The sequence below is a fragment of the Streptomyces sp. NPDC050528 genome (assembly GCF_044457795.1).
GTDB lineage: Bacteria > Actinomycetota > Actinomycetes > Streptomycetales > Streptomycetaceae > Streptomyces.
Genome location: NZ_JBITHH010000010.1, coordinates 175,154 through 196,557, shown reverse-complemented (window position 1 = coordinate 196,557; position 21,404 = coordinate 175,154). Strand labels below are relative to the sequence as shown.

Annotated in this window: 22 protein-coding genes and 1 pseudogene; 10 read left to right on the top strand and 13 right to left on the bottom strand. The window is 68.5% G+C overall.

The window, feature by feature from the left end; genetic code table 11:
• Window positions 1–89: 89 nt before the first annotated feature.
• Window positions 90–1,289, bottom strand: coding sequence for a cation:proton antiporter (locus ACIBK4_RS32285; protein WP_399000409.1), 1,200 nt, complete (start codon window positions 1,287–1,289; stop codon window positions 90–92).
• Window positions 1,290–1,350: 61 nt separating this feature from the next.
• Here ACIBK4_RS32285 and ACIBK4_RS32280 point away from each other — a divergent pair, with 61 nt between their 5' ends.
• The 3 genes from ACIBK4_RS32280 to ACIBK4_RS32270 all read left to right on the top strand — a co-directional run bounded on the left by ACIBK4_RS32280 (window position 1,351) and on the right by ACIBK4_RS32270 (window position 4,994).
• Entirely contained in the window at window positions 1,351–2,301 is a 951-nt protein-coding gene (locus ACIBK4_RS32280; RefSeq protein WP_399000407.1) for a PrsW family intramembrane metalloprotease, read from the top strand.
• A gap of 72 nt (window positions 2,302–2,373) precedes the next feature.
• Entirely contained in the window at window positions 2,374–2,613 is a 240-nt protein-coding gene (locus ACIBK4_RS32275; RefSeq protein ID WP_399000405.1) for a heavy-metal-associated domain-containing protein, read from the top strand.
• 116 nt (window positions 2,614–2,729) lie between these two features.
• Window positions 2,730–4,994 carry a heavy metal translocating P-type ATPase gene (locus ACIBK4_RS32270; RefSeq protein WP_399000403.1) on the top strand — a complete coding sequence of 755 codons (2,265 nt, stop codon included), beginning with the start codon at window positions 2,730–2,732 and terminating at the stop codon, window positions 4,992–4,994.
• Window positions 4,995–5,888: 894 nt separating this feature from the next.
• Here ACIBK4_RS32270 and ACIBK4_RS32265 read toward each other — a convergent pair.
• The 5 genes from ACIBK4_RS32265 to ACIBK4_RS32245 all read right to left on the bottom strand — a co-directional run bounded on the left by ACIBK4_RS32265 (window position 5,889) and on the right by ACIBK4_RS32245 (window position 10,989).
• Window positions 5,889–7,178, bottom strand: coding sequence for a citrate synthase (locus tag ACIBK4_RS32265; protein ID WP_033287238.1), 1,290 nt, complete (start codon window positions 7,176–7,178; stop codon window positions 5,889–5,891).
• A 243-nt stretch (window positions 7,179–7,421) separates the two neighbouring features.
• The gene (locus ACIBK4_RS32260) at window positions 7,422–9,686 is read right to left on the bottom strand and encodes an ATP-dependent RecD-like DNA helicase (protein WP_399000400.1); all 2,265 of its coding nucleotides are present in this window, start codon (window positions 9,684–9,686) and stop codon (window positions 7,422–7,424) included.
• A gap of 51 nt (window positions 9,687–9,737) precedes the next feature.
• Window positions 9,738–9,932 (bottom strand): DUF397 domain-containing protein, encoded by a 195-nt coding sequence (locus tag ACIBK4_RS32255; RefSeq protein ID WP_399000398.1) that lies wholly within the window; start codon window positions 9,930–9,932, stop codon window positions 9,738–9,740.
• Between the two features lie 8 nt (window positions 9,933–9,940).
• Window positions 9,941–10,129, bottom strand: a complete 189-nt coding sequence (locus ACIBK4_RS32250; RefSeq protein WP_399000395.1) for a DUF397 domain-containing protein — start codon at window positions 10,127–10,129, stop codon at window positions 9,941–9,943.
• An 8-nt stretch (window positions 10,130–10,137) separates the two neighbouring features.
• Window positions 10,138–10,989 carry a helix-turn-helix domain-containing protein gene (locus ACIBK4_RS32245; RefSeq protein WP_399000393.1) on the bottom strand — a complete coding sequence of 284 codons (852 nt, stop codon included), beginning with the start codon at window positions 10,987–10,989 and terminating at the stop codon, window positions 10,138–10,140.
• Window positions 10,990–11,226: 237 nt separating this feature from the next.
• Between ACIBK4_RS32245 and ACIBK4_RS32240 the strand changes: the two genes are divergently transcribed.
• The gene (locus ACIBK4_RS32240) at window positions 11,227–11,640 is read left to right on the top strand and encodes an ATP-binding protein (RefSeq protein WP_399000391.1); all 414 of its coding nucleotides are present in this window, start codon (window positions 11,227–11,229) and stop codon (window positions 11,638–11,640) included.
• Window positions 11,641–11,658: 18 nt separating this feature from the next.
• On the opposite strand, the gene ACIBK4_RS32235 is transcribed toward ACIBK4_RS32240, so the two are convergent.
• The 7 genes and pseudogenes from ACIBK4_RS32235 to ACIBK4_RS32205 form a co-directional block, all read right to left on the bottom strand.
• A complete protein-coding gene (locus ACIBK4_RS32235; protein ID WP_399000389.1) occupies window positions 11,659–12,126 on the bottom strand; it encodes a hypothetical protein in 468 nt (155 codons plus the stop codon).
• Between the two features lie 91 nt (window positions 12,127–12,217).
• Window positions 12,218–12,424 carry a DUF397 domain-containing protein gene (locus ACIBK4_RS32230; RefSeq protein WP_399000785.1) on the bottom strand — a complete coding sequence of 69 codons (207 nt, stop codon included), beginning with the start codon at window positions 12,422–12,424 and terminating at the stop codon, window positions 12,218–12,220.
• Between the two features lie 216 nt (window positions 12,425–12,640).
• On the bottom strand, window positions 12,641–12,856 hold the full coding sequence (locus tag ACIBK4_RS32225; protein WP_399000388.1) for a hypothetical protein: 216 nt from the start codon (window positions 12,854–12,856) through the stop codon (window positions 12,641–12,643).
• 62 nt (window positions 12,857–12,918) lie between these two features.
• Window positions 12,919–13,494 (bottom strand): DUF5753 domain-containing protein, encoded by a 576-nt coding sequence (locus ACIBK4_RS32220; protein WP_399000783.1) that lies wholly within the window; start codon window positions 13,492–13,494, stop codon window positions 12,919–12,921.
• 69 nt (window positions 13,495–13,563) lie between these two features.
• Window positions 13,564–13,761, bottom strand: a pseudogene (locus ACIBK4_RS32215) (helix-turn-helix domain-containing protein); the annotation flags it as partial.
• Between the two features lie 15 nt (window positions 13,762–13,776).
• A complete protein-coding gene (locus ACIBK4_RS32210; protein ID WP_399000386.1) occupies window positions 13,777–14,235 on the bottom strand; it encodes a DUF6879 family protein in 459 nt (152 codons plus the stop codon).
• Between the two features lie 43 nt (window positions 14,236–14,278).
• Window positions 14,279–14,506, bottom strand: a complete 228-nt coding sequence (locus ACIBK4_RS32205; RefSeq protein WP_399000384.1) for a hypothetical protein — start codon at window positions 14,504–14,506, stop codon at window positions 14,279–14,281.
• 241 nt (window positions 14,507–14,747) lie between these two features.
• Here ACIBK4_RS32205 and ACIBK4_RS32200 point away from each other — a divergent pair, with 241 nt between their 5' ends.
• From ACIBK4_RS32200 to ACIBK4_RS32175, 6 genes are all read left to right on the top strand, one after another.
• Window positions 14,748–15,812, top strand: a complete 1,065-nt coding sequence (locus ACIBK4_RS32200) for a LacI family DNA-binding transcriptional regulator (RefSeq protein WP_399000382.1) — start codon at window positions 14,748–14,750, stop codon at window positions 15,810–15,812.
• Window positions 15,809–17,371, top strand: coding sequence for a sugar ABC transporter ATP-binding protein (locus ACIBK4_RS32195; RefSeq protein WP_399000380.1), 1,563 nt, complete (start codon window positions 15,809–15,811; stop codon window positions 17,369–17,371). The genes ACIBK4_RS32200 and ACIBK4_RS32195 overlap by 4 nt, the downstream gene beginning before the upstream one ends.
• Window positions 17,361–19,313, top strand: a complete 1,953-nt coding sequence (locus ACIBK4_RS32190; RefSeq protein ID WP_399000378.1) for a substrate-binding domain-containing protein — start codon at window positions 17,361–17,363, stop codon at window positions 19,311–19,313. The genes ACIBK4_RS32195 and ACIBK4_RS32190 overlap by 11 nt, the downstream gene beginning before the upstream one ends.
• Before the next feature lie 61 nt (window positions 19,314–19,374).
• On the top strand, window positions 19,375–20,277 hold the full coding sequence (locus ACIBK4_RS32185) for a ribokinase (protein ID WP_399000376.1): 903 nt from the start codon (window positions 19,375–19,377) through the stop codon (window positions 20,275–20,277).
• A complete protein-coding gene (gene rbsD / locus ACIBK4_RS32180) occupies window positions 20,274–20,666 on the top strand; it encodes a D-ribose pyranase (RefSeq protein ID WP_399000374.1) in 393 nt (130 codons plus the stop codon). Before ACIBK4_RS32185 ends, rbsD begins: the two co-directional genes overlap by 4 nt.
• A gap of 248 nt (window positions 20,667–20,914) precedes the next feature.
• Window positions 20,915–21,304 carry a DUF937 domain-containing protein gene (locus ACIBK4_RS32175; RefSeq protein WP_399000372.1) on the top strand — a complete coding sequence of 130 codons (390 nt, stop codon included), beginning with the start codon at window positions 20,915–20,917 and terminating at the stop codon, window positions 21,302–21,304.
• Window positions 21,305–21,404: the final 100 nt, after the last annotated feature.

The following is a 21,404-nucleotide window of genomic DNA, read 5'->3' as shown; positions in this document are numbered from 1 at the left end:
GCGCGCCAGAGCCGCATGTCGATACAGCCCCGCGCCCCTTCCGGGCGCTCATTACCCCGCCCGTCCGAGGCGAACCGATCCCATCCCCCTCACCACGACTCCGAACCCATACCCGCCCCCTCCCCCTCAACCCTCTCCCCCCGCAACCTCAATGCAACCAGCGGAAAGACCAGCACCGACACCATCGCCGCCCCCACCAGCGCCGCCGCGTCCGCCGGCTTCAGCACCTTGTCGTCCACCCCGATCGTCGTGATGGCGACAACCAGCGGCAGCGCGGTGGACGCGAACAACGTGAGGGCGCGCCGGTCCCGTCGTACGAGATCGCGCGGGGCGAGGACGTAGACCGGGAGGCCGCGGACGAGGAGGAAGAGAGCCAGGAACACCGGGAGGAGCAGCAGGGCGTGGCCCCCGGACAGGAGGGCGTCCAGGTCGAATTCGATGCCGGTGACGACGAAGAACACCGGCACCAGGAAACCGAAGCCCATCGCCTCGACCTTCTCCAGGACCGAATCCGCACTCTCGGGAGCCGCGCCGTGCAGCACCAGGCGGGTGATCAGGCCGGCGGCGAAGGCGCCGAGGAGGGTGTCGAGGCCGAGGGCGCCGGAGATACCCAGCATGACCGCGAGGAGCAGCACCACCAGTCGTACGGCGAACTGGCCGCTGCTGTGGAGGGTCCTGGCGATGACCCGGGAGAACCACGGCGGACGCGGGCGCATCGCCCACCACACGGCCGCCGCCGTGAGCAGGGCGAACACGGCGAGCACTGCCGTCGAACGGCCCGGGGCGCGGCCGCTCAGCAGCAGTGCCATCGCGATGATCGGGCCGAACTCCCCCACCGCGCCGAACGCCAGCATCACGGAACCGAAGCGGGAGTGCAGATCACCGGCGTCGCGCAGCACCGGCAGGACCGTACCGAGGGCGGTGCTGGTGAGGGCCGTGCCGATGTAGACGCCCTTGGACCAGCCGGAGAGGGCAGTGGCAAGGGCCAGGCCCGCGGCCAGGGAGATCAGCCACGCGCGTACCGACCGTTCGAGCGTGTCGCCGCGGATCTTGTCGAACTCGATCTCGTACCCGGCGAGGAAGATCAGCATCGTCAGACCGAGGTTGGAGAGGGTGTCGATCACCTGTCCGTCGCCCGCCCAGCCGAGTACGTCCGGGCCGACGAGGATGCCCAGCAGGATCTCGAAGATGACCAGCGGGACCGGTAACCACCGGCCGATCGCGTAGGCCAGCAGGGGCGCCAGTACGGCGATGGTCATGATCAGGACGAGTGTCCCGGACTGCGACATGGAGCGTATCTACCATAAAGTGCCGGTAAATCTGCCCTGTAGGAGTACGAGGGGATTTGCCGTGACCTACTCTCCGCCGCCCGGTGCGCCCCGGGCCCGTATCCCCGGGCCGCAGCAGCCGCCGCCGACGTACCCCCAGATCCGTACCGGACTGTGGAAGCACTGTCTGGGCGGCGGGCTGGCGCTGTGGGTGCTGACCGCGCTGGTCACGTACGCGACGAAGAACACCACCCTGCTGCCGACGCTGATCCTGCTCGGCAGCTTCCTGGTGCCGGTGACCTTCGTCCTGTGGGCGTACGAGCGGCACGGGCGCGACCTGGGCGTCAGCGTGATCCTGGGCTGCTTCCTGACCGGCGGCACGCTCGGGGTGCTGGGCGCCTCGGTGATGGAGTACTACCTGTTGCACCCCTCCTTGTGGATGTTCGTCGGCGTCGGCCTCATCGAGGAGGCCGTGAAGCTCGGGGCGCTGATGTTCGTGCTGCGCCGGCAGCCCCGGCTGCACGGGATGCGCGCCGGGCTGGTGCTGGGCGCGACGGTCGGCTTCGGGTTCGCGGCCCTGGAGAGCGCCGGGTATGCCTTCAACGCGGCCGTCTCCACGAAGGGCATCGATCTGCGGGCACTCCTGGAGACCGAGATCCTGCGCGGGGTCCTCGCCCCCTTCGGGCACGGCCTGTGGACGGCGATCGCGGGTGGCGTCCTGCTGACGTACCGGCAGCTGAACGGGCGCTTCCGCTTCACCGGCCCGGTCGTCGGCACGTATCTCGGCGTCTCCTTGCTGCACGCCCTGTGGGACTCGACGCACGGCATCGCGATCTGGCTGGTCGCGCGGCTGTCGGGCACGGGCCTCGACAAGCAGCTGTTCGCCCAGGGGTACATCCCGAGGCCGACCGACCAGCAGGAGCATCTCTTCACGACGTTCTCCGTGGGCGGAATGGTGATCGTCGCCCTGCTCGGCATCGCCTGGGTGCGGTCGCTGGCCCGGCGCGACCCCTCTTGGAGAAATACCCCCTAGGGGTATACTCTGAGGACAGAGTGAGCCACCGTGGGCCACTCCGACCTCACACGCCTCCACGAGGAGAACGACATGACCGCCCAGACCGACACCCAGGGTTCCGTCACCACCGTCTACAAGGTGACCGGGATGAGCTGCGGACACTGCGAGGGCTCCGTCTCCGGCGAGATCTCGGGGCTGCCCGGCGTCACCTCGGTGAAGGCCGTCGCGTCGACCGGCGAGGTCACCGTCGTCTCCGCCGCCCCGCTCGACGACGAGGCGGTGCGCGCGGCGGTCGACGAGGCGGGCTTCGAGTTCGCCGGCCAGGCCTGACCGGTATCGGCGTCAGCCCGAGCAGCACCCGTACGACACTTCTGTTCTTCGACCGGGCCGTGCCGACCAGCTGATACTGGCTCCGCGCGGTCCGGTCCGATGTCTGGAGTCCGGACATGACCAGTACCACCACCATCGGTACCACCGCGGGGACACCCATAGCCGCGGCCCCCGAACCCCCCGCCGCCGAGGTCGAGTTGCTCATCGGCGGGATGACCTGCGCCTCCTGCGCGGCCCGCGTCGAGAAGAAGCTCAACCGCATGGACGGCGTCACCGCCACCGTCAACTACGCGACGGAGAAGGCGAAGGTGAGCTACCCGGCGGGCATCCAGGTCGCCGACCTCATCGCGACCGTGGTGAAGACCGGGTACACCGCCGAGGAACCCGCGCCGCCGGAGCCGGAAGCCACGGAGGACACCCCCGATCCCGAACTCGCCTCGCTGCGCGAGCGGTTGACCGTCTCCGCGCTCCTCGCCCTGCCCGTCGTGCTGCTCTCGATGGTCCCGGCCCTCCAGTTCGACAACTGGCAGTGGCTCGCGCTCACCCTCGCCGCGCCGGTCGTCGTCTGGGGCGGACTCCCGTTCCACCAGGCCGCGTTCACCAACGCGCGGCACGGCGCCGCGACCATGGACACCCTCGTCTCGGTCGGCACGCTGGCCGCGTTCGGCTGGTCGCTGTGGGCGCTGTTCTTCGGCGACGCGGGCATGACCGGCATGCACGACGAGTTCCGCCTCACCGTCTCGCGTACGGACGGCGCCTCGACGATCTACCTCGAAGTGGCCGCCGGAGTCGTCGCGTTGATCCTGCTGGGCCGCTATCTGGAGGCCCGCTCGAAGCGCCGTGCGGGCGCGGCCCTGCGCGCGCTCATGCAACTGGGCGCCAAGGACGTGGCAGTTCTGCGGAACGGGCGTGAAGTACGGCTCCCCGTGGCCGAGTTGGCGGTCGGGGACCGTTTCGTCGTACGGCCCGGGGAGAAGATCGCAACCGACGGCACCGTCGTCGAGGGCGCCTCGGCGGTCGACGCGTCGATGCTGACCGGCGAGTCGGTACCGGTGGACGTGGCACCGGGTGACACGGTCACCGGTGCGACCGTGAACGCCGGCGGGCGACTGGTCGTAGAAGCCAGTCGGGTCGGGTCGGACACCCAACTCGCGCGGATGGCGCGGCTGGTGGAGGACGCGCAGAACGGCAAGGCCGAGGTGCAGCGGCTCGCGGACCGGATCTCCGGGGTCTTCGTGCCGGTGGTGCTGTTGATCGCGGTCGGCACGTTCGGGGTGTGGCTCGCGGTCACCGGTGATGTGGCCGCCGCGTTCACCGCGGCCGTCGCCGTGCTGATCATCGCCTGCCCGTGCGCGCTGGGCCTGGCCACCCCGACCGCCCTCATGGTCGGCACCGGCCGCGGCGCCCAGCTCGGCATCCTGATCAAGGGCCCCGAGGTCCTGGAGTCCACCCGCCGCGTCGACACGGTCGTCCTCGACAAGACCGGCACCATCACCACCGGCCGCATGACCCTCCAGGAGGTCTACGTCGCCGACGGCACCGACGAGCGGGAGCTGCTGCGCCTCGCGGGCGCCCTGGAGCACGCCTCCGAGCACCCCGTCGCGCGGGCCGTCGCCGCGGGCGCGGAGGAGCGGGTGGGACCGCTGCCGTCCGCCGAGCACTTCGAGAACGTGCCCGGACGCGGCGTCCGCGGCCGCGTGGAGGGCCGCGAGGTGGCCGTGGGGCGCCTCTACGACGATCTCCCGGAGGAGTTGGCCCGCGCCAGGTCCGAGGCCGAGAGCGGCGGACGTACGGCCGTGGTGGTCGGCTGGGACGGAACCGCTCGCGGAGTCGTCGCGGTCGCCGACGCGGTGAAGGAGACCAGCGCGGAGGCCGTACGGGAGCTGCGGGCCCTCGGGCTGACTCCGGTGCTCCTGACCGGCGACAACCGCGCGGTCGCCGAAGCCGTGGCCGCCGCCGTCGGGATCGCCCCCGGGGACGTCATCGCCGAGGTGCTGCCCGAGGACAAGGTCGCTGTCGTACGGCGGCTGCAGGGCGAGGGGCGGAGCGTCGCGATGGTCGGCGACGGGGTCAACGACGCCGCCGCGCTCGCCACCGCCGATCTCGGGCTCGCGATGGGCACCGGGACGGACGCGGCGATCGAGGCGAGCGATCTGACGCTGGTGCGCGGGGATCTGCGGGTGGCCGCGGACGCGATCCGGCTGTCGCGGCGGACGCTCAGCACGATCAAGGGCAATCTCGTGTGGGCTTTTGGATACAACGTGGCGGCGCTTCCGTTGGCCGCTGCGGGCATGCTGAATCCCATGATCGCGGGCGCCGCGATGGCCTTCTCGTCGGTCTTCGTGGTCTCCAACAGCCTGCGACTCAGGACATTTCGCTGAAGTTCCGCAAAGTTACCGGGAGTTACGGGAACCTGAAGTAGGAGTCCCTCTAGAGACCGACGACGGCCTCACATAAGCTCTTCACAAGGCTCGCGCATCATCCTTACGCTGGGGTCCCGACCACGACATCGGGGCTCTTGCGCATCTAACGGACATATGCAAGAGACGCAGATCACAGTGGTGTGAACGTAACCATCGAAGGGGTTCGAAGGTCTAAGTTGACGATGTCAGCAAGCGTCTTGGGGGGCGCGAACTGGCATCTGAGGATGTCTTGGGGGACTTCCTCAGAGATGCGTTGCCGGGACACGTACACCGGGGAGCTTTGAGCGGCCCTCCCGTCGTGCGGTGTCCCGGCAGATCGCACACATCACTGGCACCACACCCAGTAGTACGAGGAGTTTTGCTCGTTCTGCTCAACGAAGCTCAGATCCATCGAGCTTCGGTACGACAGCGATTCAGGCGCTGGTTTCTCAAAGGCGCCCGGCCGGATCCCGTGGGGGGAATCCGCACCGGGACATGGGAAGGCGCCCTGTACGCCGGCCCGTGGGGGGACCGTCGGCAGGGCGCCTTCACCTCTCTTTTTTAAGGCTTCGGTTCGCCTCCGGGGCGCAGAAGTCGTTGTCGAGAGGCCGACCGTGCTCGACCCTTCGGGCCTCCGCGCGCTCGGCCTCTCGACAACGACGCGCCCCTTCGGCTCACTCGCCGCGTTAGGCGAGGGGGTTGAAGGGGCGCGATCTTGCTGTGGTCCGGAGTTGTTGCTGTGCTGCAGCGCCCTGTTGCCTTGGGGACGCCGGGCACCGCTGCTTTTTAGGGGCGCGGGGAACTGCGCGACCAGCCCCCACCGGGCCCGCGGTGAACGAACAACGGACCCAGCGGAGCTCTTGTCGCAGTGCTTCAGCGACCCTCGACCGGGACGAAGTCCCGCTCGACGACACCCGTGTAAATCTGACGCGGGCGCCCGATACGAGAACCCGGCTCCTTGATCATCTCGTGCCACTGGGCGATCCAGCCCGGGAGGCGGCCCAGGGCGAACAGGACCGTGAACATCTCGGTCGGGAAGCCCATTGCCCGGTAGATCAGGCCGGTGTAGAAGTCGACGTTCGGGTAGAGGTTGCGCGAGACGAAGTAGTCGTCGGAGAGCGCGTGCTCCTCCAGCTTCAGCGCGATGTCCAGCAGCTCGTCGGACTTGCCGAGGGCCGAGAGGACGTCGTGCGCCGCCGCCTTGATGATCTTCGCGCGCGGGTCGAAGGACTTGTACACCCGGTGGCCGAAGCCCATCAGGCGGACGCCGTCCTCCTTGTTCTTCACCTTGCGGATGAAGGAGTCGACATCGCCGCCGTTGGCCTGGATGCCTTCCAGCATCTCCAGGACGGACTGGTTGGCGCCGCCGTGCAGCGGGCCCCACAGCGCGTTGATGCCGGCCGAGATCGAGGCGAACATGTTGGCCTGCGACGAACCGACGAGGCGGACCGTGGACGTGGAACAGTTCTGCTCGTGGTCCGCGTGCAGGATCAGCAGCTTGTCGAGCGCGGAGACGACGACCGGGTCGAGGTCGTACTCCTGCGCCGGGACCGAGAAGGTCATGCGCAGGAAGTTCTCGACGTAGCCGAGGTCGTTGCGCGGGTAGACGAACGGGTGGCCGATCGACTTCTTGTACGCGTACGCCGCGATCGTCGGAAGCTTCGCGAGCAGCCGGATCGTGGAGAGGTTGCGCTGCTTCTCGTCGAACGGGTTGTGGCTGTCCTGGTAGAAGGTGGACAGCGCCGAGACGACCGACGACAGCATCGCCATCGGGTGGGCGTCGCGCGGGAAGCCCTTGTAGAAGTTCTTGACGTCCTCGTGCAGCAGGGTGTGCTGCGTGATGTCGTTCTTGAACACGGTGAGCTCGTCGACGGTCGGCAGCTCGCCGTTGATGAGCAGGTAGGCGACCTCCACGAACGTGGAGCGCTCGGCCAGCTGCTCGATCGGGTAGCCGCGGTACCGGAGGATGCCCTGCTCACCGTCGAGGTAGGTGATGGCGGATTTATAGGCGGCGGTGTTCCCATAGCCGCTGTCCAGCGTCACCAGACCGGTCTGGGCGCGGAGCTTCCCGATGTCGAAGCCCTTGTCGCCGACGGTGCTGTCGATCACCGGGTAGGTGTACTCGCCGTCGCCGTACCGCAGTACTACAGAGTTGTCGCTCACGTCATCCCTCACCGACGTTGTGCCTCTTCTTCGAGGTTGCCCTGACTGTCTCTACCATCCCCCATTTGGCGCAGGAGAGTGCACTCGGGGTCGACCATTGGGCCTATTGGCGGCACTCAGTGCCGCCAACCTGCTCATCCTGCCCCCTCCACCCCGGCATCTGGAAGTGCTGTGTGACCTTCCCGACTCATTTGATCGATCATTTTTTGTGATGAGTCCTACGGCGGCCCCGAACGCCTGTGCTCACGGGCCCGAGAGCCTGAAGTCCAGTGCCGTGCAGCGTCTGCCCGCCGACACCGTGCGGACCGCCTGACCGATCGCCTTCCGCGAACCGACGAGGACGACCAGCTGTTTGGCCCGGGTCACGGCCGTATACAGCAGGTTCCGCTGAAGCATCGTCCACGCGCTCGTGGTGACCGGGATCACGACGGCCGGATATTCACTGCCCTGCGAACGGTGAATGGTCACCGCGTACGCGTGCGCCAGCTCGTCCAGTTCATCGAATTCGTACGGAACCTCCTCGTCCTCGTCCGTCAGCACCGTGAGGCGCTGGTCCACCGGGTCGAGTGAGGTGACGACGCCGACCGTGCCGTTGAAGACGCCGTTCTCGCCCTTCTCGTAGTTGTTGCGGATCTGGGTGACCTTGTCGCCGACCCGGAAGACCCGGCCGCCGAACCGCTTCTCGGCGACGTCGGGCCGGCCGGGCGTGATCGCCTGTTGCAGCAGCCCGTTGAGATTGCCCGCGCCCGCCGGTCCCCGGTGCATGGGTGCGAGGACCTGCACGTCCCGGCGCGGGTCCAGCCCGAACTTGGCCGGAATCCGCCGCGCCACCACATCGACGGTGAGCCGGCCGACCTCCTCCGTGTCGTCCTCGACGAAGAGGAAGAAGTCCTTCATGCCGTCGGTCACCGGGTGTTGGCCGGAGTTGATCCGGTGCGCGTTGGTGATGACGCCGGACTGCTGGGCCTGACGGAACACGCGCGTGAGGCGTACGGCGGGGATCGGCCCCCCGTCGGCCAGCAGATCGCGCAGCACCTCGCCGGCGCCGACGCTGGGGAGTTGGTCCACGTCGCCCACGAAGAGGAGGTGGGCTCCTGGGGGTACGGCTTTGACGAGTTTGTTGGCGAGGAGGAGGTCGAGCATGGAGGCTTCGTCGACCACGACCAGGTCGGCGTCCAGGGGACGGTCCTTGTCGTAGGCGGCGTCGCCACCGGGCTTCAACTCCAGCAGGCGGTGGACAGTTGAGGCCTCGGCGCCGGTGAGTTCGGCGAGGCGTTTCGCGGCGCGGCCGGTGGGGGCGGCGAGGACGACCTTGGCCTTCTTGGCTCGGGCCAGTTCGACGATCGAGCGCACGGTGAAGGATTTGCCGCAGCCGGGACCGCCGGTGAGGACGGCGACCTTCTTGGTGAGGGCGAGCTTGACGGCGGCCTCTTGCTCGGGCGCGAGCTCTACGCCGGTACGCCCCTTCAGCCATCCGAGCGCCTTGTCCCAGGCCACGTCGTGGAAGCCGGGCATGCGGTCCGCGTCCGCGTGCAGGAGGCGGCGGAGCTGGGCGGCGAGGGAGAGTTCGGCGCGGTGGAAGGGGACGAGGTAGACGGCGGTGACGGGGTCGGGGCTGCCGTCGGGACCGGGGACCTTTTCGCGTACGACCCCGGGGTCGCCGGACTCCTCGTCCGGGAGGGCGAGTTCGGCGAGGCACTCGATGACAAGCCCGGTGTCGACTTGCAGGAGCTTCACCGCGTCGGCGATGAGCCGCTCTTCGGGGAGGTAGCAGTTGCCCTGGTCGGTGGCCTGCGAAAGGGCGTACTGGAGGCCTGCCTTGACGCGCTCCGGGCTGTCGTGCGGGATGCCGACGGACTGGGCGATCTTGTCGGCGGTGAGGAAACCAATACCCCAGACGTCGGAGGCGAGGCGGTACGGCTGGTTCTTGACGACGGAGATCGACGCGTCGCCGTACTTCTTGTAGATGCGCACCGCGATCGACGTGGACACCTCGACGGTCTGGAGGAAGAGCATGACCTCCTTGATCGCCTTCTGCTCCTCCCAGGCCTCGGCGATCTTCTTGGTGCGTTTGGGGCCGAGCCCCGGGACCTCGATGAGGCGCTTGGGCTCGTCCTCGATGATCTGGAGCGTCTCCAGGCCGAAGTGCTGGGTGATGCGGTCGGCGAAGACGGGGCCGATGCCTTTGACGAGGCCTGAGCCGAGGTAGCGGCGAATGCCCTGGATGGTGGCGGGGAGGAGGGTCGTGTAGTTCTCCACGGTGAACTGCTTGCCATATTGGGGGTGCGAGCCCCAACGGCCCTCCAGGCGGAGAGACTCGCCGGCCTGGGCGCCGAGCAACGCGCCTACGACGGTGAGGAGATCGCCGCCGCCTCGGCCGGTGTCGACGCGGGCGACTGTGTACCCCGTCTCCTCGTTGGCGTAGGTGATCCGTTCCAGGACGCCTTCGAGGACGGCGAGGTTTCGCTCGCCGTTGGGGGTCCCCGGTTTTGCTGCCTGGTTGGACATGGGTCGACGGTAGCGGGTGGGTCTGACAGGGGGGTGGGGTCAGGGGTGTGGTCAGGGGTGGGGGTGCGGCTTCAGGGCCTCTATGAAGGTGGTGAAGGTGGGGGTGAGGAAGGTGAGGGTGGCGTGGGTCGGGGTCTTGGAGTCGCGTATCGCTATGCGGGTGAGGTGGTTGGCGATCTCCACGCAGGAGTCACCGTCACCCGCGCCGGAGTAGGACGACTTGCGCCAGAGGTCACGGGTGTCCACGGGGTGCCTCACAGCTCTTTGGCCAGCCCGTCGACGAAGGCGGTGAATGCCTCGGCGGGGAAGGTGAGGGTGGCTCGGGCCGGGGTCTTGGAGTCGCGTATCGCTACTCGGGTGAGGCCGTTTGCGATCTCCACACAGGAGTCGCCGTCGCCGGGGCCCGAGTAGGACGACTTCCTCCAGTTGTCGGGGGTGCCCATGGGGTGCCTCACAGCTCCTTCGCCAACCTGTGGATAAAGTCGCGCGACCGTTCAGGGTCGAGCGATGCAGCCTCCACTTTACGGAAAAGCGTTCGAAAGGCGCCCAGTTGGGCTTCGGAGTCGATGAAGGCCGCGCCGTGGGGCGCATCGCGTACAACGGTGTCCAGCTTGGGCACGAGGCCTCCCGCATAAGTCATGGCGCTCGCAGCGCCGGCGAACGCCTCCATTTCGAAGGGGATGACGCGCACGGTGACGTGGTCGGCTTCGGAAATCTCGACAAGGCAAGCGAGTTGGGCTCGTGAGGCGGCGCGATTTCCCACCATGATGCGCAGCGCAGCCTCATGGACGACCACCTCGTACGGGGTGGGGTTGGGGCCTTCGAGGATTACCTTGCGCTGCATCCGATGGCGGACGCGCGACTCGAGTTCCTCGTCCGGGAGTTCCGGGACGCGGTAGGCGTAGACGGCGCGAGCGTAGCCCTCTGTCTGAAGCGGGCCGGGAATGAACAGGAACTGGACCTCTCGCAGGAACGTGGCATGGTGCTCCAGTTCGGCGAGGTCGAGGAACGGTGTGGGGAGTGCCCCTCGGTAGTCCTCCCACCAGCCGCGTGTCCGGTCGGTCGCGAGGGCGGCCAGGGCATCGACGAACGCCTCGTCCGTGCATACGTAGTGGGACGCAAGGCGGCGCAGGCGCTTCTCGCTCACGCCCGCGAGGCCGGATTCGATATGGCTGATCTGGGCGGAACCCACTCCCAGCAACCCCGCGGCCTCCCGGGCCGAGAGGCCTGCCGCCTCCCGGAGTCTGCGCAGTTCGACAGCCAGACGCATCTGTCGAGCCGTTGGTTCGCGCCTCAGCGCCATCTGCCGCTCCTCGACTCAACGCGCTTGCGTGCGCGACTCCTTACGGGGGCAGATTACGCGATCCGCTTGCCGAACATGAAGTTATAGACCTACCGTCAGTGATGCGACGCACACGCTGCGGAAATCCCGGGACACCGGAAGCGCACCGCTCCGTCCTGCCAGGACGGCTGCGGCAAGCCACCGCCCGCGGCACCCCGCAGCTCTCCGAAACCCCCATCACCGAACCGGAGTTGACGCATGCCCGAAAACCCACCCGCGCCCTGGGAGTACTGCCTCTACATCCCCAACGACCTACGTGCCGTCGCCGTCAGTCGCCGCACCCTGCGCCTGATCCTCACCGTGCACGGTCTGATCCGGCTGGCCGATACCGCCGAACTCCTCGCGACGGAGTTGGTCGCCAACGCCGTACGGCATGCGGAGGGGCCCGCCGCCCTGCGGGTGGGCTGGGCGGCGGGGGTGCTGCGGCTCGGGGCGTGGGACGCAGACCCCCAACCGCCGGAGCCGCCACGGGCGTTGGAGAAACTCGGCGACTCGGAGGATGGCCGCGGTCTCGCACTCGTCCGGGCCTGCGCCGACCAGTGGGGCTGGCAGCCGCTGTCCCGGAACGGCAAGCAGGGGAAGCTCGTGTGGTGCGAGCTTGATGCCGCTTGAGGTGATGTGCTGGACGAACTACCGCACGGGGCAGCGCAGTTCAGGCTTTGAACGGTTCGGGGAGCACGTCACCAGGGACACGGACAGATACGCGGGGCGTTCGAGGTAGAAGCCGAGTGAGACGTCCGCCCCCGACTCCAGCCGCTCGGCAGCGGAGTTCACCAGGCGGATCAGATGGGTGGTGTCGCGCTGCGTTTCGGAGGCGAACCGGGGTGCGTACCGGGCGAGTTGTTCACCGAGCCATGACGCCGCTTCCTTCGCCTCGTCCCATGTGGCCCGCACGAGCGAGCGGGGCTTGATGAGCCAGTACGCCGTTTCCAGCGGGGGAAGATCCATCGTCGGGAACTCCGCCGCCACTTCGCGGTAGCGCTGGATCAGTTCCGGCTTGCTTCCGGCGGGAGGTAACTCCGGGTGCGGGGGTCGCCGTAGGGCCTCGTTGTCGAAGCTCGCCTTCGGGCCGGTCCACAAATAGGCGTGGTGGTGCACGAGTTGGTCCCGTTTCGAGGAGAGTCGGCCGGGCAGCCGGGCCCAAGGGTGAGGGATGGGCCCGGCTGCCCGGCCGACATCGAGGGGCGGATCAGACGTTCAGGCCGAACCGCGTCGGGTCGATGCCGGCCGCGTCCAACTCCTCCGTGGTGAACCTCAGCGGCTCCGCGTCGAGTCGCTTGCTGTCGCCTAACGCCCAGGCGTCCGCACCGATCCGGGCCAGGGTCACGCGCCCCTCGGTGCAGGGGCCGCCGCACGCCCTCGCGAATGAGGCGCCGGCAATGTCGAGCGCGTACAGGTCAGTTCCGTTCTGCGTCGCTGCACCTTCCTGGTTGGCTGAACGCGGCCATCGGTGACCGCCGCCGCCCTTGTCCCGGGCGGGAGTTCATGGGAGAGAAGGACAGGCACCGGACGCAGGTCACCGGTCGTTCCCAGTCGCGCACTCGGCGGACCGGGAGCGGGGTTCCTCAACCGGGGCCCGCGTCGAGCCGTCGCCGTCCGATGTGCATGCCCGTCAGTGCACCCCACTTGCGTGGTCTCGGATCTCCGTCGCGTGCCTCGCCGCCTTCGTAATGTCTTCGGCGTCCTTCGCCGCGTTGAGCTGCTTCCAGTTCGCGGCGCACACCTTGCAACCGGGGGCCGGTACGCAGTCGAGCAGCCAAGCGTTGAAGCCGGTCGGCAGCTCTACCGGAATCGGATCGGGATACGTCTGCTGCTGCTTTGTGCCCATGGGGCCAGGTTGAAGGCAGCGGCGCCTTTGGGGCTACGAACTTGTATGGACTTGCGCAGCGATCATGTGAGGTCGTCGATGGCGGCCGTGATGAGCGACCTGGCCGGGGTGCCGTAAACGGCGATGGCGGAGAGTTCGGCGAACGCCTTGGTGTATTCCGCGATCTCGCCGGGCTGCGTGACGGTCAGGTGTGCAGAGACGAGTTCCACGTTGACCTGTACGTCGTCGTACACGGTGAACGACTCCACCGGCCATCCGGCTCCACGCGGCGTGCCCAGGGGGATCACGCCCAGACTGACCGAGGGCAGTGACGCGACAGAGATCAGATGGCCGAGCGCTCCGGCCATGGTTTCGCTGTCGCCGATGACCGTGCGCAGCACCCACTCCTCGACGAGCATCGCGAATCGATGATCACCGGAGTGAAGGACGCGCTGTCGGTCCATCCGGACGGTCACCGCGTCCTCGACGTCGTCCGGCACATCCCGGAGACGGGCCACGGTGCTCAGCACGGCACGCGTGTATGCGGCCGACTGGAGCAGGCCGGGAATCACCCAGGACTGGTAGACGCGGAAGCGGCGCGTGCGCTCGAACAGCGGCGCCACGGACTGCTGGACGCGCTTCAGGCCCGCTCGCTCCATGCGCCGCCATTGGACATAGGCACCCTCGATACCTCGTGCCGTGGCAATCAGGTCTGCGGTCTGACCTTGAGCCTCGCAGAGCGTTGTATATGTCCGGATGTCCGCGTCGGACGGTGGTGTGTGTCCCCTCTCCAACCGCGAGCACTTCGACTCATGCCAGTCTGCGAGCCGGGCCAGTGCACGCGCCGAGAGGCCGGCATCCTTGCGAATCTCGCGAAGACGCCGACCGAGGGCCTGACGTGCTTGCTGGACACTTGATGACGTCACGCTGAGGATTGTCGATCAGGTGAGTTGGTAGTCCGAGTGTGGCACCGCCAGGTCCCAAACGGCCTCGAAGGCGCTCCCGCACAGCTTCACGACCGCCGGGGCATCGGTGAACTCCTCGTCATCCGGGGCGAGTTCGCCATCGCCGGCAAAGTGATGGAAGACCACCGTGTCGGCGTCGAAGAGCCAGAAGTCATTGCCGGGCAGGGCCAGGCCGGACGCGCGGCGCCGCGGTAGCCAGCGAACTTGTTCACCGGCCTCCAGGTTGGGGGCGGTCAGGTGGTGCTCGAACCTGATGTAGTCCGACACCGGCTCCGACACGATCCGGGCCCGCCGTACCTGCACCCCCTGGGCCACGAGGTCGGCAACGAGTCGCAGCCATGGGCGACGCTCCGGGTCGCTGTCCGCCGGGTCGTCACGGACGCCGTTCAGCCAGGCGACGAACCGAGGGTCGGAGCGCATATACCCGTCACGCATCTCCAAGTGGACGGCAGAACGGGCACAGCGCCTCAGCCGGTCCTCAAGAGTCGGCTGTGCCACCGCCGTTCACCTCCGGGAAGAACTGCACCATGCGCTTCGGGATCTCGATCACGTCCTCGTGACCGGGCAGGTCCAACTGCGTACGCCGCCCCTCGTCGGCCACCTTCCATCCCTGCACCAGATAGGTCCCCTTCTCGTCGTCCAGGTAGATGGTGGGCGACTTGCCGTCGGGGCTCTCCGGGTCCTGGCCGAGCTTGATCAGAGCCATCGCTGCCTCCACGCGTTGTCGGATCACCTGTGCCCGATCTTGCGCCCAGTGCCAGGTGGAGGCGAGGAACTTGCACGAACTTGCACAGGGAGGCACACCACGACGGGATCCGACTCGTAGCCCCTCGTACCCACCGCACCCCCTCCCCCTAAATCACAATTCGGTCTCACCCCCTTGTTAACTCGCATGTAATCGATTCCAATCCTCCATGTAATCGATTCCACAAGGAGGTGGAACGGCGATGGCGAGCATCAAGAACGTCGCCGCCGAGGCCGGGGTCTCCGTGGCCACGGTGTCGCGGGTGCTGAACGACCATCCGTCGGTCAGTGACGACGCGCGCACGCGTGTGCTGGCCGCCGTAGAGGCGCTGGGGTATCGCCCGAACGCCGTCGCCCGTTCGCTGCGCACCGATCAGACCCGCACCCTCGGCCTGGTCATCAGCGACGTGCTCAACCCGTACTTCACCGAGCTGGCCCGTTCCGTCGAGGAAGAGGCCCGTGCGCTCGGGTACAGCGTGATCATCGGGAACGCCGACGAGCGGCCGGAGTTGCAGGACCACCACGTGCGGACGCTGCTGGACCGGCGTATCGACGGACTGCTCGTCTCCCCCACCGACGGCGGCTCCCCCGGCATGCTGGACGCCGCGCGGGCCGGGACGCCCATGGTGTTCGTGGACCGGTGGATCCCCGGCCTGGACGTGCCCGTCGTGCGGGCCGACGGGCGGGCCGCGATCCGGGATCTCGTCGCGCATCTGCACGGGCTCGGGCATCGCCGGCTCGCCATCATCGCGGGGCCTTCGGCCACGACCACCGGTAGCGAGCGTGTCGCCGCCTTCCGGGACGCGCTCGGCGAGTACGGGATTCCCCTCCCCGACGACTACATCGGGCAGGGCGACTTCCAGGTCGAGAGCGGGCGGCGGGTGACCGAAGGGTTCCTCGATCTGGCCGAGCCGCCCGAGGTCGTCTTCGCCGCCGACAACCTGATGGCCCTGGGTGCCCTGGACGCCGTACGCGCGCGTGGACTTCGGGTTCCGGAGGATCTCGCGCTGGCCGCGTTCGACGACATCCGGTGGTTCGTGCACACCGATCCGCCGATCACCGCGATCGCCCAGCCGACCGGAGACCTCGGGCGGGCCGCCGTACGGGCGCTCGTGGACCGGATCGAGGGGCGGGCGCCGCAGTCCGTGACCCTTCCCGCCAGGCTCGTCGTGCGCCGCTCGTGCGGCGAACCCGGTGGGCCCGGTGAGCCCGAAACCTCGTCATCCCCTGTTCGCTCGTCATCCCCCGTTCGAAGGAGCAAGTCGTGAGCAACCAGGACGAGTTGCTGCGCATCGAGGGCATCCGCAAGACCTTCCCCGGTGTCGTCGCGCTGGACGGCGTCGACTTCGATCTGCGTCGGGGTGAGGTCCATGTGCTGCTCGGTGAGAACGGTGCCGGCAAGAGCACGCTCATCAAGATGCTCTCCGGTGCCTACCGGCCCGACGGCGGCCGGATCGTGGTCGGTGGCGAGGAGGTGCGTATCCACAGCGCGCAGGACTCCGCGCGGCTCGGGATCGCCACCATCTACCAGGAGTTCAACCTCGTTCCCGATCTGACGGTCGCCGAGAACATCTTTCTGGGGCGGCAGCCGCGTCGGCTCGGGATGATCGACCGGAAGCGGATGGAGGCCGATGCCGCCGTTCTGCTGGAGCGGGTGGGGGTCAATGTCTCTCCCCGCGCGCGCGTCCGTGAACTCGGTATCGCGCGGCTCCAGATGGTCGAGATCGCCAAAGCCCTCAGCCTGCACGCGCGCGTGCTCATCATGGACGAGCCGACCGCCGTGCTCACCTCCGAAGAGGTCGAGAAGCTCTTCGCGATCGTGCGTCAACTGCGCGCGGACGGGGTCGGGATCGTCTTCATCACCCATCATCTTGAGGAGATCGCCGCCCTCGGGGACCGCGTCACCGTCATCCGGGACGGGAAGTCCGTCGGGCAGGTGCCTGCCTCCACGCCCGAGGACGAGCTCGTACGGCTCATGGTCGGGCGGTCCATCGAGCAGCAGTATCCGCGTGAACGGCCGGACGCCGGCGCCGCGTTGCTCTCCGTCGAGGGGCTCACCCGGGACGGGGTCTTCCACGACATCAGCTTCGAGGTGCGGGCCGGTGAGGTCGTCGGCATCGCCGGGCTCGTCGGGGCCGGTCGTACCGAAGTCGTACGGGCTGTCTTCGGGGCCGACCCGTACGACCAGGGTGCCGTCACCGTCTCGGGTGGGCTCATCCCCAAGCATGACGTCAACGCGGCCATGGCTGCCGGGATCGGGCTCGTGCCCGAGGACCGTAAGGGGCAGGGGCTCGTCCTGGACCAGTCCGTCGAGGAGAACCTCGGGCTCGTCACCATGCGGGCCGCCACCAAGGGTGGGCTTGTCGATCTCAAGGGGCAACGCGAGGCTGCGGCGCGGATCGCGAAGCAGCTCGGCGTGCGGATGGCCGGGCTCGGGCAGCAAGTGCGGACGTTGTCCGGCGGCAACCAGCAGAAGGTCGTCATCGGCAAGTGGCTGCTCGCCGACACCAAGGTGCTGATCCTCGACGAGCCGACGCGCGGTATCGACGTCGGCGCCAAGGTCGAGATCTATCAGCTGATCAATCAGCTCACCGCCGGTGGTGCCGCCGTGCTCATGATCTCCAGCGATCTGCCCGAAGTTCTCGGCATGAGCGACCGGGTGCTGGTCATGGCCCAGGGGCGTATCGCGGGCGAGCTGTCCGCCGAACAGGCCACGCAGGACTCCGTGATGGCACTCGCCGTCAGCACACCCGGCACACCCGGCACATCAACCGAAGCGACTACCGCTCAAGCAACTACCGCTGTGGAGGGCCACCGTGGCCACTGACACGCTCAAGAGCACGCCGGGCGCGAGTGGCGTCTCGGGAATCCGCCGACTGCTGCTCGACAACGGCGCGTTGACCGCGCTCATCGTCCTGGTCATCGCCATGTCGGCGCTGTCCGGCGACTTCCTGACCACCGACAACCTCCTCAACGTCGGTGTCCAGGCGGCCGTGACCGCCATCCTCGCCTTCGGCGTCACCTTCGTGATCGTCTCGGCGGGCATCGACCTGTCGGTCGGTTCGGTGGCCGCCCTGTCCGCCACCGTCCTCGCGTGGAGCGCCACGCAGCACGGCGTCCCGGTCGTCCTCGCCGTCGTCCTCGCGATCGCCACGGGTATCGCGGCCGGCCTGGTCAACGGTTTCCTCATCGCCTACGGCAAACTCCCGCCGTTCATCGCGACGTTGGCGATGCTGTCGGTGGCACGCGGTCTGTCGCTGGTGATCTCACAGGGCTCCCCGATCGCCTTCCCGGACTCGGTCTCGCACCTCGGTGACACGCTCGGCGGCTGGCTGCCGGTGCCGGTCCTGGTGATGATCGTGATGGGGCTCATCGCCGCCTTCGTCCTCGGGCGGACGTACATCGGCCGCTCGATGTACGCGATCGGCGGCAACGAAGAGGCCGCGCGCCTCTCGGGGTTGCGCGTCTCCAAGCAGAAGCTCGCGATCTACGCCCTGTCGGGTGTCTTCGCCGCCGCCGCGGGCATCGTCCTCGCCTCCCGGCTCTCCTCGGCGCAGCCGCAGGCCGCCGACGGTTACGAGCTGGACGCGATCGCCGCGGTCGTCATCGGCGGCGCCTCCCTCGCGGGCGGCACCGGCAAGGCGTCCGGCACCCTCATCGGCGCGCTGATCCTCGCGGTGCTGCGCAACGGCCTCAACCTCCTTTCCGTGTCCGCCTTTTGGCAGCAGGTCGTCATCGGTGTCGTCATCGCGCTGGCGGTCCTGCTCGACACCGTGCGCCGCAAGGCGGGGGCAACTCCCGCCTCCGGTACGGGTGGTGGCGGTGGCAGCAAGGGCAAGCAGGCGACCACCTACGCGCTCGCGGCCGTCGTCACCATCGCGATCGTCGGTGCCACCTCCTTCCTGCACAACGACTCCTCCACGTCCGCCAAGCCCAAGCTCGGTCTGTCGCTCTCCACGCTCAACAACCCGTTCTTCGTGCAGATCCGGTCGGGCGCGCAGGCCGAGGCGAAGAAGCTGGGCCTGGACCTGACCGTCACGGACGCCCAGAACGACGCCTCCCAACAGGCCAACCAGCTGCAGAACTTCACTAGTTCGAACTACGGCGCGATCATCGTCAACCCGGTGGACTCGGACGCGGCGAGCAACTCCGTGAAGGCCGCCGACAAGGCGAAGATCCCGGTCATCGCCGTCGACCGGGGCGTCAACAAGGCGGCCGTGGACACGCTCGTCGCCTCGGACAACGTCGTCGGCGGTGAACTCGCCGCCAAGACCATCGCCACGAAGCTCGGCGGCACCGGCAAGATCGTCATTCTCCAGGGCCAGGCGGGTACTTCGGCGGCGCGCGAGCGGGCCGAGGGCTTCGCCAAGGGGCTGAAGGCCTACCCCGGCATCCAGGTCGTCGCCCAGCAGCCGGCCGACTTCGACCGCACCAAGGGCCTCGACGTGATGTCGAACCTGCTCCAGGCGCACCCCGACGTCCAGGGCGTCATCGCCGCCAACGACGAGATGGCCCTCGGCGCGATCAAGGCGCTCGGTTCCAAGGCCGGCACATCGGTCTCGGTCGTCGGCTTCGACGGCACGCCGGACGGCCTGACCGCCGTGAAGCAGGGCACGCTGTACGCGTCCGTGGCGCAACAGCCCAGCCAACTCGGCAAAATTGCCGTGGACAACGCGCTGCGCGCCGCTCAGGGCAAGAAGGTGGAGACGACGGTGAAGGTGCCGGTCAAGGTCGTCACCAAGGAGAACGTGGCCGGTTTCACCGGCTGACAGCCATCGCCCGACAACGACCGGATCAACACTCCAAGTCACCACTGTGGGGAGTCAATTGATGTACGACTACGACCTTCTGGTCGTGGGATCGGCCAACGCCGACCTCGTGATCGGCGTCGAGCGGCGGCCGGGCGCCGGCGAGACGGTCCTCGGTTCCGACCTGGCCGTCCACCCCGGCGGCAAGGGCGCCAACCAGGCGGTCGCCGCCGCCCGGCTGGGAGCCCGTACGGTCCTGCTGGCCCGGGTCGGCGACGACGCGTACGGCCGGCTGCTGCTCGACTCGCAGCGGGCGGCCGGGGTCGACACGGTGGGCGTGCTGGTCGGCGGTGCGCCGACCGGGGTCGCGCTGATCACGGTGGACCCGTCCGGCGACAACAGCATCGTGGTGTCGCCTGGCGCCAACGGACGGCTGTTCCCCGTGGACGTCCAGGCCGCCGGGTGCCTCTTCCAGGCCGCCCGGGTGGTCTCGGTACAGCTGGAGATCCCGCTGGAGACGGTCGTAGAGGTCGTACGGAGTCTCGCGGACGGCAGCCGGTTCGTGCTGAACCCGTCGCCGCCGCGGCCGCTCCCGTCCGAAGTCCTGGCCGCCTGCGACCCGTTGATCGTCAACGAGCACGAGGCGAAGGTGATCCTCGGGGACGCGTGTGTGAGCGAGCGGCCCGAGGACTGGGCGCGGATCCTGCTGGCGAAGGGGCCGCGTTCGGTGGTCGTGACGCTGGGCGCGGAGGGCGCGCTGGTGGCGTCCAAGGACGGGGTGACCCGGGTGCCGTCCGTGAAGGTGGACGCCGTGGACACGACGGGCGCGGGCGACGCGTTCACCGCGGCGCTGGCCTGGAAGCTGGGCACGGGTTCCGACCTGGCCGAGGCGGCGGCGTACGCGGCCCGGGTGGGAGCGGTGGCCGTGACCCGTAAGGGTGCCCAGGACTCCTTCCCGACGGCGGACGAGGTAGCCGCACTGTGAAGAAGGCAGGGATTCTCAACCGTCATCTCTCCGGCGCGCTGGCCGAGTTGGGGCACGGGGACGGGGTGCTGGTGTGCGACGCCGGGATGCCGATCCCGGTCGGTCCCCGGGTGGTGGACCTGGCGTTCCGGGCCGGGGTGCCGTCGTTCGCGGAGGTGCTGGACGGGCTGCTGGCCGAGTTGGTGGTGGAGGGCGCGACGGCGGCGACCGAGGTGCGGAGCGCCAACCGCGCGGCCACGGCCCTGCTCGACGCACGCTTCCCCGACGGCCTGGACCTCGTCTCCCACGAGCGGCTCAAGGAGCTGTCGGCGGACGCGCGGCTGATCGTACGGACGGGCGAGGCGCGGCCGTACGCGAATGTGCTGCTGCGGTGCGGGGTGTTCTTCTAGAGGCCCTCGGAGACCATAAATTCGAGGGGGCCCGGTCCGTCGACCGTGCCCCCTCGGGTTTTCCCCTCCAGCATCAGAACCCCTCGTGATCCCCCCAGATCCCCCTCCAAGAGTCCTGATGCCAAGTAGGACCGGCGTGGTGGGGAGAGGGTTGTACGGCATCTTGAAAATTCTTCAGAACGGCTTCGGGACGCCTCCGCGACGGCCTCCGGGTGCCGATAAAACGGGGCGGACGTAGCGTTTCAGACATGAGCGAAGACTCTGCTACGACCTTCCAGGGCGCCGTCCTCGACGAGCTGGGCGACGACAAGGTCCAGGAGATCGCGGGGCTGCTGGGCACGGACGAGGCGGGCGCGCGGGAGGTCGTCGGGACGACGGCCTCGGCGCTGTCCGGTGAGGCCGCGGTCGCCGAGACCGTGGAGACGCCTCAGGAGGCTCCGCTCCAGGGCGTGGCCACGCTGGGCGGATTCGCGACCGGCGGGCTGATGGCCGGGGTGCTGGCGAAGGCGGCCAGGCCGGTGGCGAACGCGGTGGCCAAGAAGACGGGGCTGCCGCCGGCGACCGTCGCACGGGTCGTCGAGATGCTGGTCCCGGTGGTGCTGACGGTGCTCACCAAGCGGGCGGCAAAGAAGAAGTAACCCGCGCGGTGCGGGTGTTGGGCTTTCGGTACGGCATACTCCTGACCTCCTGCCCCACCCCGGATCGAACGGGGTGGGGCAGGGCTCAGGGGTGTGTCAG